Here is a 14,206-nt window from a genome sequence, read left to right as displayed (position 1 = left end):
GTGGCGCATGTCCAGGGAGCAACGCGGGCCGAACGAAAAACTCGGCACCGTTCTCGCCCTCGCGGGAATCAGCAACGCAGGACTCGCGCGTCGCGTCAACGATCTTGGCGCCCAACGCGGGTTGACTCTTCGCTACGACAAGACGTCGGTGGCGCGCTGGGTGTCGAAGGGCATGGTGCCGCAGGGCGCCGCGCCGCACCTGATCGCGGCCGCCATCGGGCAGAAGCTCGGCCGCCCGGTGCCGCTGCACGAGATCGGTCTGGCCGACGCGGACCCCGCACCCGAGGTGGGCCTCGCCTTCCCCCGGGACGTCGGGCAGGCGGTGCGGTCCGCGACCGAGCTCTACCGTCTCGACCTCGCGGGGCGCCGGGCCGGCTCCGGCGGCATCTGGCAGTCGCTGGCGGGCTCGTTCGCGGTGAGCGCGTACGCGACGCCCGCCTCCCGGTGGCTGATAACCCCGGCCGACAGTTCGGTCGCGCGCGAGGTGAACCCTGCCGAGGGGACCGGCGCACCGCTCAAAGTCGGCCACAGCGACGTGCAGAAGCTGCGGGAGGCCGCGGAGGACGCCAGGCGCTGGGACTCCAAGTACGGGGGCGGAGACTGGCGTTCGTCGATGGTGCCGGAGTGTCTGCGGGTGGAGGCGGCACCGCTGCTGCTCGGCTCGTACTCCGACGAAGTCGGCAGGGCGCTGTTCGGGGCGAGCGCCGAGCTCACCCGGCTCGCCGGCTGGATGGCCTTCGACACGGGCCAGCAGGAGGCCGCCCAGCGCTACTACATCCAGGCCCTGCGCCTGGCCCGGGCGGCCGCGGACGTCCCCCTCGGGGGCTATGTCCTGGCCTCCATGTCCCTCCAGGCGACCTACCGGGGCTTCGGCGACGAGGGCGTCGACCTCGCGCAGGCCGCGCTGGAGCGCAACCGGGGCCTGGCCACCGCCCGGACCATGAGCTTCTTCCGGCTGGTCGAGGCACGCGCACACGCGCGCGCCGGGGACGCCCAGGCGGCCGGCACGGCGCTGAAGGCGGCCGAGAGCTGGCTGGAGCGCTCCCGGGACGGCGACAACGACCCGTCCTGGCTGGGCTTCTACTCCTACGACCGCTTCGCCGCCGATGCGGCCGAGTGCTACCGCGACCTGAAGGCGCCGCGCCAGGTACGCCGTTTCACCGAGCAGGCGCTGTCGAAGCCGACGGAGGAGTTCGTGCGCTCGCACGGCCTGCGCCTGGTCGTCTCGGCCGTCGCCGAGCTTGAGTCGGGCAACCTCGACGCGGCGTGCGAGCAGGGCGTGCGGGCGGTGGAGGTCGCCGGGCGCATCTCCTCGGCGCGCACCACCGAGTACGTGAAGGACCTGCTGCACCGGCTGGAGCCGTACGGCGACGAACCACGCGTGGTCGAGCTGCGCGAGCGGGCGCGGCCGCTGCTGATGATGGCTCCGGCCTGAGTCCGCGACACACGCGGCGCCTGCCGGGTTTGAGGGCGTTGTCAGTGGCGCAGTGCACTATCGGAGCCGGGAGGTGGTGCAGGTGCGGGAGATCGCCCACGACGGTCACCGCGAGTACGGCAGGTACGGCGAGTACGGCGGTCATGGCGAGCACGCCGGTCCCGGCAGGTACGGCGGGTACGACTGCGACGTGCTCGTGATCGGCGGCGGGATCGTCGGGCTGTCGACGGCGTACGCGATCACGCGTGCCGCGCCGGGCACCCGGGTGACGGTGCTGGAGAAGGAGCCGGGCCCGGCCCGGCACCAGACCGGGCGCAACAGCGGTGTCGTCCACAGCGGGATCTACTACCGGCCCGGCTCCCTCAAGGCCCGGTACGCGGTGCGCGGCGCCGCCGAGATGATCAAGTTCTGCGCGGAGTACGGCATCGCGCACGCGGTGACCGGAAAGCTGATCGTCGCCACCGGCCGCGAGGAACTCCCCCGGCTGCACGCACTCGTCCAGCGCGGCCGGGAGAACGGCATCCCGGTACGGGAGCTGGGCGCCGCCCAGATCACGGAGTACGAGCCCGAGGTGCGGGGCCTGGCCGCCATCCACGTCGGCACGACGGGCGTGTGCGACTTCGCGGCGGTCGCCCGCCGGCTGGCCGAGGCCTCCGGAGCGGAGATCCGCTACGGGGCGCAGGTCGTACGGATCGACCGGCGGCCGGAGCGGGGCGTCGCCGTGCGGACCGCGCGCGGGGACGTCGTGCGCGGGCGGGTGCTGGTCAACTGCGCCGGCCTGCACTGCGACGAGGTGGCGCGGCTGACCGGGGACGAGCCCGAGGTGCGGATCGTGCCGTTCCGGGGCGAGTACTACGAGCTGGCGCGGCCGGAGATGGTGCGCGGGCTGGTCTATCCGGTGCCCGATCCGGCGTTCCCGTTCCTCGGGGTGCACCTCACCCGCGGGATCGACAGGGAGGTCCACGTCGGGCCCAACGCGGTACCGGCGCTGGCCCGCGAGGGGTACGGCTGGGGGGTCGTACGCCCTCGGGACCTGGCCGGTACGGCGACCTGGCCCGGAACCTGGCGGATGGGCCGGCGGCACTGGCGGTACGGGATGGGCGAGCTGCACAGATCGGTGTCCAAGCGGGCGTTCGTGCAGGCGGTGCGCAGGCTGCTGCCGGAGGTGACCGAGCGGGATCTCGTGCGGGCGGCGCCGGGGGTGCGGGCCCAGGCCGTGCTGCGGGACGGGACGCTGGTGGACGACTTCCTGATCCGGGAGGGCGCGCGGGCCGTGCATGTGCTGAACGCGCCCTCGCCGGCGGCGACGGCCTCGCTGCCGATCGGACGGGAGGTGGCCCGCAGGGCGCTGACCGTACTGGGCTCGGCATGAGGACGGGAACCACGACGGCGGGGACGGCCGCCCCAGGAGCCACCACGGCCGGGAAGACCGCCACGACCAGGCGGACGGTCCCGGGCAGGCGGGCGGTCACGGCCGGGCGGGCGGTCACGGCCGGGAAGACCGCCGTGATCAGGAAGGCGGTCATGGCCGGGAAGACGGCCCCGGCCAGACGGACGGTCGCGGCCGGGAAGACCGCCACGGCCGGGGCCGTCGGCGGGCGCCGTAAAATCGACTCCACTGTGTCTGAGCTGAACACCTCCCCCGAAGCGCCCCGGTCCGCCCCCGACGCACATCGGCACCGGTCCGGCACCGATGTGCCCGACCGGCCCGCCCGGCCGAAGGGAGAGCCTCGCTTTCCCGACGGCCCGCAGGCCGATCCCGCCGGATCGCACTTCGAGCGGCGGATCCGCAGCTTCCAGCCGCGGCGCAGCCGGGTGACCACGGGACAGGCGGACGCGTTGCAGCGGCTGTGGTCCCGGTGGGGGCTCGACATCGACGGGCAGCGCGTCGTCGACCTCGGCGAGCTGTTCGGCAACGGCAACCCGGTGGTGCTGGAGATCGGCTTCGGGATGGGCGAGGCGACCGCGCAGATGGCCGCCGCCGACCCGGACACCAACGTGCTCGGCGTGGACGTGCACACCCCGGGCCAGGGCAACCTGCTCAACCTCGCCGACCACCACGGGCTGTCCAACGTCCGGGTGGCCAACGGGGACGCCATCATCCTGCTGCGCGAGATGCTCGCCCCCGACTCCCTCGCCGGGCTGCGCGTCTACTTCCCCGACCCGTGGCCCAAGAAGCGCCACCACAAGCGGCGGCTGATCCAGCCGGAGTTCCTCGACCTCGCCGCGACCCGGCTGCGGCCCGGCGCGCTCGTGCACTGCGCCACCGACTGGGAGCCGTACGCCGAGCAGATGCTCGACGTGCTCGACGCGCACCCGGACTTCGAGAACACCCGTGCCGAGGGCGGTTTCTCGCCCCGTCCCGCGTTCCGGCCCGTGACCCGTTTCGAGGGCCAGGGACTGGACAAGGGACATGTCGTGAACGATCTGCTCTTCCGTCGCATACAGCACCGCGAGCCGCAGGAGCAGCGGCCGCTGTAGCCGCGGCGGCCGTGGCAGCCGTGGTGGACACGGCCGTCCGGGCCGCCGGGCCGGCGGCACAAAAGGAACAGCAAGACCAGCCCTCCCTCGTTAGGGTCAATGCCGTGGCGACCGTTCCCCCTTATCCGACGCACCCCTTCGGCCCCGCCGGAGGCGGGGTCCGGCACCCACGCTGGTGGCAGCGCACCGGGGTGCGGTACGGCGCCGTGATCACGTTGCTGGCGCTCTCCGGGCTCGTCATCCTGGCGCTGGTGCGCCGCCAGACTGGCACCGAGGGATTCCTGGTCGGGCTCGGACTCGCGGTCCTGCCGGTGCCGTTGCTCGTCACCGCCTTCCGCTGGCTGGACCGGGTCCAGCCGGGCCCCTGGCGCAACCTGCTGTTCGCCTTCGCCTGGGGCGCCTGCGCCGCGGCGCTGATAGCGATCGTCGCCAACAGCTTCGCGACGGAGTGGATAGCGACGGCGACGGCCGATCCGTCGGGCGCCGACACCCTCGGCGCGACCGTGATAGCGCCCGTGGTCGAGGAGTCCGCCAAGGCCGCCGCCGTGCTGCTCGTCTTCCTCTTCCGCAGAAGGGACTTCACCGGCATCGTCGACGGGGTCGTCATAGCCGGGGTGACCGCGACCGGCTTCGCGTTCACCGAGAACATCCTCTATATCGGCACCGCCTTCGGCACCGACCAGCTCAGCGGGGACCGGGGCATCGCCTCCGTCACCGCGGCGACCTTCTTCGTCCGCGTCATCATGTCGCCGTTCGCGCACCCCCTGTTCACCGTCCTCACCGGCATCGGCTTCGGCCTCGCCGCGCTCTGCGCGGACCGGCAGCGTGTGCGCCGGGTGCTGCTGCCGCCGGGCGGACTGCTGCTCGCGATGGGCATGCACGCGTTCTGGAACGGCTCCGCGGCCTTCGGCGAGTACGGGTTCTTCGCCGTGTACGGGCTGTTCATGGTGCCCGCGTTCGGCCTGCTGACCTGGCTGGTGATCTGGACCCGCCAGCGCGAACTGCGGGCGGTGTACGAGGAGTTGCCCGCGTACGTCGCCGCGGGCTGGCTGACCCCTGCCGAGCCGTACGCGCTCGGCTCGATGCGGGCCCGGCGGCTGGCCCGCGAGTACGCCGGGCACCACCTCGGCAAGCCGGCCGAGCGGACGGTGGCGCAGTACGAGGCGTACGCGACCTCGCTCGCGGCCCTGCGGCGCAGGGGGCGCCGGGGCCGGGCCGGCAGCGACTTCGTCGTACGGGAGCGGGAACTGCTGCACGAGCTGTGGCAGCGCCGGGAGGTGGCGCGGCCCGCGCTGGACTACGCGGCGCGGGCGACGGCCCCGCCGGTACCGGTGATGATGCCGGCGCCTGCCCCGGTGGGCTGGCCGGCGTACGGGTATCCGGCGACCGCGTACCCCGGCTACAACCCGTACCGGTAGTAGCCCCGGGGCCGGGGGAGACGGCCGGGCCGGATCAGGCCGACGCCTCCGTGAGGCGCGCGAACTCCGGCTCCGTCAGCTCCAGCTCCGCGACCCCGAGCAGGGCGGGCAGCTGCTCCACCGTCCGCGCGGAGGCGATCGGGGCGAGCACCGTGGGCCGGGCGGCCAGCCAGGCCAGGGCGACGGTGGCGACCGGGACGTCATGGGCGCCGGCGATCTCGTCGAGGGCGTCGAGGACCTTGCGTCCGCGGTCGGTCTCCAGGTGCTTGGCGGCGCCGGTGGCCCGCGCGCTGTCGACCGTCGTACCGGGGCGGTACTTGCCCGTGAGGAATCCGGAGGCAAGGGCGAAGTAGGGGACGGCCGCGAGGCCGAACCGGTCGGCGACGTCCTGGAGCTCGCCCTCGTAGGTGTCGCGCGAGACCAGGTTGTAGTGGGGCTGGAGGGCCACGTAACGGGCCAGGCCCTCGCGGTCGGAGAACTCCACGGACTCGCGCAGCCGCTCGGGGGAGATGTTGGAGGCGCCGATCTGGCGCACCTTGCCCGCCCGCACCAGCTCGTCGAGCGCGCCGATGATCTCCTCGACCGGCACCTCGGGCTTGTCGAAGTGGGTGTAGTAGAGGTCGATGTGGTCGGTACCGAGGCGGCGCAGCGAGGCGTCGGCGGCGGCCTTGATGTTGGCGGCGGTCAGACCCGGGAACTCGGGGTGCTGGCTGACCTTGGTGGCGATGACGACGTCGGCGCGGTTGCCGCGGGCCCTGACCCAGTCGCCGATGATCGTCTCGGACTCGCCGCCCTGGTTGCCGTCGACCCAGGCCGAGTAGTAGTCCGCGGTGTCGATGAAGTTGCCGCCCGCGGCCGTGTAGGCGTCGAGTACGGCGAAGGACTGGTCCTGGTCGGCTGTCCAGCCGAAGACGTTGCCGCCGAGGGCGAGCGGGAAGACCTCGAGGTCGGAGGAACCGAGCTTGCGAAGAGAAGTCATGCTAAATGTCAACGTCCAGCGCGGAAGGTGATATTCCGCACGGCCGTCCGGCACTCCCACCGCTGCCGCGACCCGCGACCCGTGCCCCGCGGGCCGTGACCGGTCGCACGCAGCGAAAAACCGGCAGTCCTGGCGTCGGGGGGATGTCGCCAGGACTGCCGGAGGTCAGGAAACCCGGGGGGACGGGGACGTCAGGGGGTGAGTCCCTTGCCGCGCAGCCAGGCCATCGGGTCGATCCCGTCCGCGCTGCCGCCCGGGTGGACCTCCAGGTGCAGGTGCGGACCGGTGACGTTGCCGGTGGCGCCGACCCGGCCGATGACATCGCCGGTGGCGACCTTCTGCCCGACGCTGACGCTGATCGAGGACTGGTGGCAGAACCACAGCTCGGTGCCGTCGTCGAGGGTGAGGATCGTGCGGTAGCCGTAGGAGCCGGCCCAGCCCGCCTCGGTGATCGTGCCGCTGTGGATCGCCTTGATGAGCGTTCCGGTGGGCGCGGCGAAGTCGAGGCCCGTGTGGTACCCGGAGGACCACATGGAGCCGGCCTCGCCGAAGGTCGAGGTGATCGTGTACGAGGAGGTCGGCAGCGTGTACTGCTTGGCGAGCTCGGCCAGGCGCTCGGCCTCGGCCTTCTTCGCGGCCTCCTCCTCCGCCTTCTTCTTGGCGGCTTCGGCCTTGTCCTTGGCCTCCTGCTCCGCCTTGGCGGCCGCGTCGGCGGCGGCCTTCTCGGCAGCGGCGGCGGCCTTGGCCTCGACCTGGGTCTGCTGCTGCTCGGCCTGGGCCATGATCCGGCTGCGCAGCGCCTCACCGGCGTCGGTGGTGCCCTGGGCGGTTTCGGCGTTGGTCACGCCTATGCCGCTGAGCGGGGTCGCGACGTCCTGCGTGGTGTCGGCGGGCTTCTCGTCCGACAGCAGGGAGCCGACGGAGGGAAGGTCGGGCATGGAGATGGAGACCGGAGGCTTGCCGGTGTTGGCGCTGGCCATTCCGCCGCCGGCGACGGCGGCTATGACACCGACGCCCAGGACGGTGGAGCTGCGGGCGAGTCCCCCGCCACGCTGCTTGGCGACGCGATGCTTGCCACGCGGGGGGCGAACGGTCTCCGCGGTGGGATTCCACTCCTCCCACGGACCCTCGTCGGCGCGGTAGCTGTCGAAGCCGAAGGCTTCGGTGCTGGGCTGGCTCGGCACGAACGGGGCCTCTGGGGCAGGCGGGTTGGACGCCACGTGGGCGTGCTCCTTCCTTCCTTCTCGCCTACCGGGTTAGCTGACGGGTTCGGAGCAGGAAGGTCTCCTACGCGCGTATACCGCCTGTCACTGATGTCACTGACAGTGGTGGCCGTGCGATTCACCCCAGGGTGTTGGTTCCCCGGTTCCCTTGCGGGATTCGGCGCGTGCGCACGGAGCCGCCTTGTGACGGCTGGGACGACCGCGCTGCGTTATCGAACGTTAATGGGCGCGAGGGCCGGATTCCAAGCCGTTCCACTTGATCAATAACATTTTTGGCCAGGACTTAAGGCGATGACCGGCGGAAATCGGGCGAGTTGACCCTTGTGCGAGGCTCGGGGCGACGCCTCAGGAGTCACCGGGGTTTTGATGGTGACTCAGATGTTATGCGCAGGGGGGTCGCGCGATCACTCCATGTGACGAAAGCCCGGTCAGGGTCGTCGGACGGCGAGCAGGGCCATATCGTCCGTCAGACCTCCCCCGCAGTGCCGGTGCACATCCCGCGCGAGAGCGGCGAGCAACTCCTCGGGGTCGTGGAAGGAGCGGCCGGCGAGCCGCTCCTCCGGGTCGTAGAACCGGCCTTGGGTGTCGCGCGCCTCGGAGGCGCCGTCGGTGTACAGGAGCAGGGTGGCACCCCTGGGGAACCGGGTCTCCTCCGCGCGGTCGGGCCGGCTGCCCAACTCGCCCATGCCGAGCGGCAGAGCCGGCTCGGTGGCGGGCAGGGGGTGCACGGTGCCGTCCGGGTGCAGCAGCAGCGGCGGCGGGTGCCCGCGGTTGAGGATCCGTACCGTCTCGTCCCCGTGCGGAAGTTCGGCGAGTACGGCGGTGGTGAAGCCCTCGAAGGCGTCGGGCCCGTCGCGCCGGGTGCCCTCGCGCGCCAGCGCCCGCTCCAGCCGCTGCGCGACCGCCTCCAGGGTCGCCTCCTGCTCGGCGGCCTCCCGGAAGGCCCCGATGACCACGGCCACCGCCGACACCGCGCCCATGCCCTTGCCCCGTACGTCCCCGACGACCAGCCGTACGCCGCGCGGGGTGTCCTGCACGGCGTAGAGGTCGCCGCCGATGAAGGCGTCGGCCTGGGCGGCCTCGTAGCGGGCGGCGACGTCGTACCCGCCGATCCGGGCGGCGGGCTCGGGCAGCACCGCGCGCTGGGCGGCCTCGGCGATCCCGCGGGCGCTGGCGAGGCGCTGGTCGCCGCGGCGCACGACACGGTTGATGACCGCGGCCATCACGGCGACCGTGGCCACGGTGACGATCTCGGTGACCGCGTCGGCGTCCGGGACCCGGGCGGACCGGGCGTGCACGGCGTACGCGCCGGCCACGGCGGCCACACCCGTGACGGCGGTGCCGAGGAAGGAGTACAGCGGGGCCGCCACCAGCGGGGCGGCCGTGAACAGGGGCGCCCCGGTGAAGCCGCGGGGCGTGCAGATGCCGTAGACGGCCCCGCCGACGGCCATCAGCGCGGGAAGCACCCTGAGGAGTGACCGCAGGAGACAGAACCGCCGGTCGTCGCCGGCGGCGGCGGCGGACACGGAGGACCTGGACGGTACGGAGGATGCGGGGGCCGCGGGTGCGGTGGGCGAGGCGGGCACGGCGGCTGCCCGGCCGCCGGGGCCGGTGTCCGGCCCGGACACCGGTCCGGGATCCGGGGCGGGGTCGGGCGAGAGGCGGCCGCCCGCGCGTGCGTACGGGACGAGGTGGTCGTCCGCGGCCGTGCCGGGCCCCTCGGCCGCGCCGGGTTCCTCGTGCGGCCCCTCACCCGTCAGGTCACCAGAGCGCACCACTCGTCTCCCGCCGTCTCCAGCCACGAAGGTCCAGATTCGCCGGAGTCGGCGCGCAGGGCGAGCGATGTTGGGCCGACCGGATGACGGCGGCGGCGAAAACGGCTCCGCGGGAACGCCGGTAGCCGTGGTGAAAACACTCAGGGCCGGAATCCGTGAACTGGATTCCGGCCCTGAGTCTTCAGTAGCGGGGACAGGATTTGAACCTGCGACCTCTGGGTTATGAGCCCAGCGAGCTACCGAGCTGCTCCACCCCGCGTCGGTAGAACCAGCATACGCCATTCGCGGGAGGGAATGCACAGCGATTGTTTCCGGGCCCGCCGGGCGGGCTTACGAAGGGCCGCCGGACGGCTTGCGAAAGGACCGACGAACGGGCTTCCGGAGAGACCGCCGACAGGGCGCGGCCAGGTCCGGCGCGTCGGCTCAGCCCGGCAGGAGATGGCGGTTCGGCGCCTTGGCGGCCGCCTCCTGGTCCGGCAGGACGACGACATGCACGCCCTCGGCCGCCAGCAGCCCGCTGCCGTCGGCGCCGGTGACGAAGGTGTCCGGCTCCCGCCAGGCCGTGACCACCCGCCGCACCCCCGCGCCGAGGATCAGCCGCGCGCACGGGGCCGGCCGGGACGCCCGCCGGGCGCACGGCTCCAGGCTGCTGTAGACGGTCGCGCCGGGCAGCCGCGGGTCGGCCGGGTCGATCTTCGCCAGGGCCGCCTCCTCCGCGTGCACGAGGGGATCGCCGCCCTCCCGGGAGTGGCCCCGGGCGAGTTCCGTGCCGTCGGCGGCCACCACCACCGCGCCCACGCTGAACGCGGTCCGCGACGGCGGGCACAGGGCCGCCAGTTCGCAGGCGAGCGCCAGCCAGTGCCGGTCGGCGGCCGAGACGGCGTCCGCGACACCGGGCGCGGTGGGCTCGTAGCGCATGAGAACGACGTCCTCGATCCGCCGGGTCTCCGTCAGCCGCAGCCGGCCGCCCTGGTAGGCCCCCGGGCCGAACAGCCGGGGCGCGGCCGGGTCGCCGACGAAGAGCGGGGCGAGGACGAGCTGGAGTTCGTCGGCGAGTTCCTGCTGGAGCAGCTGGGTGTGGATGGTGCCGCCGCCCTCGACCATGAGCCGCCGCACCCCCCGTACGTCGTGCAGGTGTTCCAGCAGCAGCCGCCAGTCGAGCTCGGGCCCCAGCGCGACGACGTCGGTCGCCAGACCCGCCCGGCGGGCCCGCCCGGCACCCTGGTCGGTGGTGTAGAGGACCTTCTCGCCGCCGGTGTGCCAGAAGTTCGCGGCCGGGTCCAGTTCGCCGGATCCGCTCACGGTGACCTTGAGGGGGTACTCCGGCCGCCCGGCCGCCACCCGCGCGGCCCGCCGCTCGGGCGAGTTCACCAGCAGCCGGGGATTGTCGGCGCGGATCGTGCCGGCCCCGACGAGGATCGCGTCGACGGAGGCCCGTACCTCGTCGACCCGGTCGAAGTCGGCGGGGCTGGAGAGCAGCAGCCGCTCGGGGCCGGTGTCGTCGAGGCAGCCGTCGAGGGAGACGGCGGCGGACAGCAGGACGTACGGGAACGGCATCGGCGCGCTCACTCTCGGCGGCGGGGCGGGTCTCGGGACTCTTGGTTCAAGTTTGAAACAAACCTACACTGGCGGCATGACGACCCGCTGGCTCACTCCCGAGGAGCAGCGCGCATGGCGCGCGTACCTCGCCGCCACCCTGCTCGTGGAGGACGCGCTCGACCGCCACCTCCAGCAGGAGGCCGGCATGCCGCACCTGTACTACTCCATCCTGTCCCGGCTCTCCGAGGAGCCCGGACGCCGGCTGCGCATGACCGACCTCGCCGAACGACTGAAGATCACCCGCAGCCGGCTGACGTACGCGGTGACACGCCTGGAGAAGGACGGCCTGGTGCTGCGCGAGGGCTGCCCGTCGGACCGGCGGGGCAGCACGGCGGTCCTGACCGACGCCGGGATGGCGGTCCTGGAGCGGGCGGCGCCGGGTCACGTCGAGAACGTGCGCGCGACCCTGTTCGACCATCTCGCCCCGGAGCAGGTGCGGCAGCTGGAGGAGATCTTCACCGGGGTCGCCCGGGCGCTCCAGAGCGGCGCCGAGGCGCCCGGGGCACCGGAGGACATGCCGTGGCGCCGCCGCTCGCCGAAGCCCCCGTGCTCCTGACCGGAACCTTCGCGCTCCTGACCGGAACCTGGGTGCTCCCGACCGGAACCTGCGTGCTCCCGACCGGAACCCTCGCACTCCCGACCGGAACCCTCGCACTCCCGGGCGCGGCGGCGAACCGCGCCCCCAACCCATTGCTTCAAATTTCAAGCATGGGTTAGGGTCGGGGACACAGGTTCTGCTTCAAAACTGAAGCAGAAGTTCCCTCCGGACCCGGAGCCCGCATGCCCGACCTCCCCGCCGCCACCCAGCGCTCCCGCGTCCGGGTCCCGCTGCGTTTCCACGACGGCTACGGCGTCGACGCCGAGCTGGTGACCTTCCACGGCCTGGCCGACGGCCAGGAACACGTGGCGATCGTCCTCGGCGACCCCGCGCCCGGCACCACCCCGCTGGTCCGCCTGCACTCCGAGTGCCTGACCGGCGACGTCCTCGGCTCGGCCCGCTGCGACTGCGGCCCCCAGCTGCGCGAGGCGGTCGAACGCATCGCCGACCGCGGCGGAGTGCTGCTCTACCTCCGTCAGGAGGGCCGGGGCATCGGCCTCTACAACAAGCTCGACGCGTACGCCCTCCAGGACCAGGGTCTCGACACCTACGAGGCGAACGCGGCCCTCGGCCTGCCCGAGGACGCCCGCGACTACACGGCGGCCGCCCAGATGCTCCGGGCCCTCGGCATCGACGCCCTGGACCTGCTGTCCAACAACCCCGACAAGGCCGACCAGCTCCGCGCCCTGGGCGCCGACGTCCGCGACCGCGTGCCGACGGGTGTCTTCACCACCCCGCACAACGTCCGCTACCTCCGCGCGAAGGTCCTCCAGACCCAGCACACCCTGCCGCTGGCCGACCTCACGGAGCTGACGGAACTGCCCACGGGCTGAGGCCGCTTCCGGGGACGGCCGGACCGGGCGGGACCGCACTCGCGAAGGGCCCGGAAACCAGTGACGCCCCCAGCTCGAAGTACCTCTGAGCTGGGGGCGTTCCGGTAGGCCCTGTGGGACTCGAACCCACAACCAATGGATTAAAAGTCCACTGCTCTGCCAATTGAGCTAAGGGCCCAGGCGATGTTGCCTCCCCGAGCATAGCCGGACAGGGCCGGGTCTCCGATCGGGTATCGGGGACCCGGCCGCGTCGGACGGCGTGGCGGCGCCGCGGTGAGCCGGGAGTGTCATGGATCGACCGGTTCGGGGGCCCCCTTGGCGGACGCCTCGCGCGCGATGGTGCGGGCGTGTTCGGGGTTGAGGAACCAGTGCCGCGCCGAGACCAGCCACCAGGTCGCGGCGAAGCCCAGGACGACGAGGACGGCGACGGGGGCGTAGTTGAACGTCTCCCAGGTGACCGGGGAGACCTGCGGCAGCATGAACAGGACCGTGATGGCCAGCACCCAGACCACCGCGACCACGCCGATCGCCCGCGACCAGCGGCCCAGGTGCCACGGGCCGCGCTCGAACTCCTCGCCCTTGCGCAGCCGCAGCAGGGTCGGCACGACGTAGGCGATGTAGAGGCCGATGACGGCGATCGAGGTGACCGCCGCGTAGGCCGTGACGTTGATCAGATAGGGCAGGCCGAGGACGAGCGCGCCGGCCGCCGCCAGCCAGACCGCCGCGACGGGGGTGCGGGTGCGCGGGCTGACGGTGTGCCAGACGTGCGAGAACGGCAGGGCGCCGTCCCGCGAGAAGGCGTAGATCATGCGGCTGTTGGCCGTCACCGAGGCCATGCCGCAGAACAGCTGCGCGCCGATCACGACCAGCAGGAGCAGCTTGCCGGCCGTCGCGCCCAGCGCGTCGAGCAGGATCTGGGCGGGCGGCGCGCCGGTGGGCGAGGCGAGTTCGTCGTCGTAGGACTGGATCGCGTAGGTGAAGCCCAGCAGGAGGACGAAGCCGGCGATCCACGAGGTCCAGATCGAGCGGACGATGCCCTTGGGGCCGGCCGTCGACGCGTCGTGGGTCTCCTCCGTCATATGGGCGGAGGCGTCGTAGCCGGTGAAGGTGTACTGGGCCATCAGCAGGCCGAGCAGGACGACGTAGACGCCGCTGCCCCAGCCGGTGTTGTTCACGAACTTCGTGAACACGAAGGACGTCGACTGGTGGTGGTCCGGGGTAAAGGCCAGCGCGCCGACGATGACCGCCACACCGATCACGTGCCACCACACGCTCACGCTGTTCAGCAGCGCGACGATCCGCACGCCGAAGGTGTTGAGCAGGCCGTGCAGCAGCAGGATCGCGGCGAAGAGCAGGACCGTGCGGCCCGGCGTCACCTCGAAGTCGAACTGGAGGTTGAGATAGGCCCCCAGGAAGGACGCCGCGCCGAAGTCGATGCCGGCCGTCACCGCCACCTGGCCGAGCACGTTGAACCAGCCCGTGAACCAGGCCCAGGCGGCTGCCGTGCGTGGGGGCGCGAGCCGGTGCGCCCAGAAGTACAGGCCCGCCGACGTCGGGTAGGCCGAGCAGATCTCGGCCATGGACAGGCCGACGAAGAGGGTCATCAGGCCGACCGCGACCCAGCCCCAGGTGATCACGGCGGGGCCGCCGGTGTTCATGCCGAAGAGGTACAGGGTCAGGCAGCCCGACAGGACCGAGATGATCGTGAAGGAGACCGCGTAGTTGGAGAACGCCGACATCCGGCGGGCCAGCACCTGTGTGTATCCGAGCTGGGCAAGCCGTTCCTCGTCCGAGAGCCCGCTCTTCTTGCCGTCATCTGTCATGCCCCCAGCGATTCCCTCGCCGGGGGCATGACATGCGTCACA

Annotated in this window: 11 protein-coding genes, 2 tRNA genes and 1 riboswitch; of the genes, 6 read left to right on the top strand and 7 right to left on the bottom strand. The window is 72.5% G+C overall.

The features are described from left to right. Positions 1-7: 7 nt before the first annotated feature. The 4 genes from ACZ7OY_RS14455 (at position 8) to ACZ7OY_RS14440 (ending at position 5,334) form a co-directional block, all read left to right on the top strand. Positions 8-1,435, top strand: a complete 1,428-nt coding sequence (locus tag ACZ7OY_RS14455) for an MFS transporter (protein WP_351618511.1) — start codon at positions 8-10, stop codon at positions 1,433-1,435. 52 nt (positions 1,436-1,487) lie between these two features. Next, the gene (lhgO, locus tag ACZ7OY_RS14450; protein WP_471911657.1) at positions 1,488-2,807 is read left to right on the top strand and encodes an L-2-hydroxyglutarate oxidase; all 1,320 of its coding nucleotides are present in this window, start codon (positions 1,488-1,490) and stop codon (positions 2,805-2,807) included. Positions 2,808-3,055: 248 nt separating this feature from the next. Further along, complete coding sequence (gene trmB, locus ACZ7OY_RS14445) at positions 3,056-3,916, top strand: tRNA (guanosine(46)-N7)-methyltransferase TrmB (RefSeq protein ID WP_471911691.1); 861 nt, start codon at positions 3,056-3,058, stop codon at positions 3,914-3,916. Between the two features lie 104 nt (positions 3,917-4,020). After that, positions 4,021-5,334 carry a PrsW family intramembrane metalloprotease gene (locus ACZ7OY_RS14440; RefSeq protein WP_471911656.1) on the top strand — a complete coding sequence of 438 codons (1,314 nt, stop codon included), beginning with the start codon at positions 4,021-4,023 and terminating at the stop codon, positions 5,332-5,334. A gap of 34 nt (positions 5,335-5,368) precedes the next feature. On the opposite strand, the gene ACZ7OY_RS14435 is transcribed toward ACZ7OY_RS14440, so the two are convergent. The 5 genes from ACZ7OY_RS14435 to ACZ7OY_RS14415 form a co-directional block, all read right to left on the bottom strand. Further along, complete coding sequence (locus tag ACZ7OY_RS14435; RefSeq protein WP_471911655.1) at positions 5,369-6,313, bottom strand: aldo/keto reductase; 945 nt, start codon at positions 6,311-6,313, stop codon at positions 5,369-5,371. Positions 6,314-6,504: 191 nt separating this feature from the next. Continuing rightward, entirely contained in the window at positions 6,505-7,533 is a 1,029-nt protein-coding gene (locus tag ACZ7OY_RS14430; protein ID WP_471911654.1) for a M23 family metallopeptidase, read from the bottom strand. Between the two features lie 10 nt (positions 7,534-7,543). Further along, a riboswitch (cyclic di-AMP (ydaO/yuaA leader) is annotated at positions 7,544-7,709 on the bottom strand. 255 nt (positions 7,710-7,964) lie between these two features. Next, the gene (locus ACZ7OY_RS14425; protein ID WP_471911653.1) at positions 7,965-9,311 is read right to left on the bottom strand and encodes a PP2C family protein-serine/threonine phosphatase; all 1,347 of its coding nucleotides are present in this window, start codon (positions 9,309-9,311) and stop codon (positions 7,965-7,967) included. A 185-nt stretch (positions 9,312-9,496) separates the two neighbouring features. Further along, positions 9,497-9,570, bottom strand: a tRNA-Met gene (locus ACZ7OY_RS14420). Between the two features lie 164 nt (positions 9,571-9,734). After that, the gene (locus ACZ7OY_RS14415; RefSeq protein WP_471911652.1) at positions 9,735-10,868 is read right to left on the bottom strand and encodes a dihydrofolate reductase family protein; all 1,134 of its coding nucleotides are present in this window, start codon (positions 10,866-10,868) and stop codon (positions 9,735-9,737) included. Positions 10,869-10,944: 76 nt separating this feature from the next. Here ACZ7OY_RS14415 and ACZ7OY_RS14410 point away from each other — a divergent pair, with 76 nt between their 5' ends. Both ACZ7OY_RS14410 and ACZ7OY_RS14405 read left to right on the top strand, forming a co-directional pair. Further along, a complete protein-coding gene (locus ACZ7OY_RS14410) occupies positions 10,945-11,466 on the top strand; it encodes a MarR family winged helix-turn-helix transcriptional regulator (protein ID WP_385531289.1) in 522 nt (173 codons plus the stop codon). A 224-nt stretch (positions 11,467-11,690) separates the two neighbouring features. Further along, complete coding sequence (locus ACZ7OY_RS14405) at positions 11,691-12,341, top strand: GTP cyclohydrolase II (RefSeq protein WP_471911651.1); 651 nt, start codon at positions 11,691-11,693, stop codon at positions 12,339-12,341. A 105-nt stretch (positions 12,342-12,446) separates the two neighbouring features. Here the strand turns inward: ACZ7OY_RS14405 and ACZ7OY_RS14400 are convergent. Together ACZ7OY_RS14400 and ACZ7OY_RS14395 are read right to left on the bottom strand one after the other, a co-directional pair. Next, positions 12,447-12,519: transfer RNA gene (locus ACZ7OY_RS14400), tRNA-Lys, on the bottom strand. A 109-nt stretch (positions 12,520-12,628) separates the two neighbouring features. After that, positions 12,629-14,164 carry an amino acid permease gene (locus tag ACZ7OY_RS14395; protein ID WP_471911650.1) on the bottom strand — a complete coding sequence of 512 codons (1,536 nt, stop codon included), beginning with the start codon at positions 14,162-14,164 and terminating at the stop codon, positions 12,629-12,631. Positions 14,165-14,206: the final 42 nt, after the last annotated feature.

It is taken from the genome of Streptomyces sp. NPDC107559 (genome assembly GCF_055657365.1).
The sequence above is the reverse complement of the archived record's forward strand: the minus strand, read 5'-3'. Positions and strand labels throughout refer to the sequence as shown.

Coding starts and splice junctions, on each gene's coding strand:
- ACZ7OY_RS14395 (WP_471911650.1), bottom strand. CDS start 14,164: ATGACAGATGACGGCAAGAAGAGCGGGCTCTCGGACGAGGAACGGCTT.
- ACZ7OY_RS14405 (WP_471911651.1), top strand. CDS start 11,691: ATGCCCGACCTCCCCGCCGCCACCCAGCGCTCCCGCGTCCGGGTCCCG.
- ACZ7OY_RS14410 (WP_385531289.1), top strand. CDS start 10,945: ATGACGACCCGCTGGCTCACTCCCGAGGAGCAGCGCGCATGGCGCGCG.
- ACZ7OY_RS14415 (WP_471911652.1), bottom strand. CDS start 10,868: ATGCCGTTCCCGTACGTCCTGCTGTCCGCCGCCGTCTCCCTCGACGGC.
- ACZ7OY_RS14455 (WP_351618511.1), top strand. CDS start 8: ATGTCCAGGGAGCAACGCGGGCCGAACGAAAAACTCGGCACCGTTCTC.
- ACZ7OY_RS14435 (WP_471911655.1), bottom strand. CDS start 6,313: ATGACTTCTCTTCGCAAGCTCGGTTCCTCCGACCTCGAGGTCTTCCCG.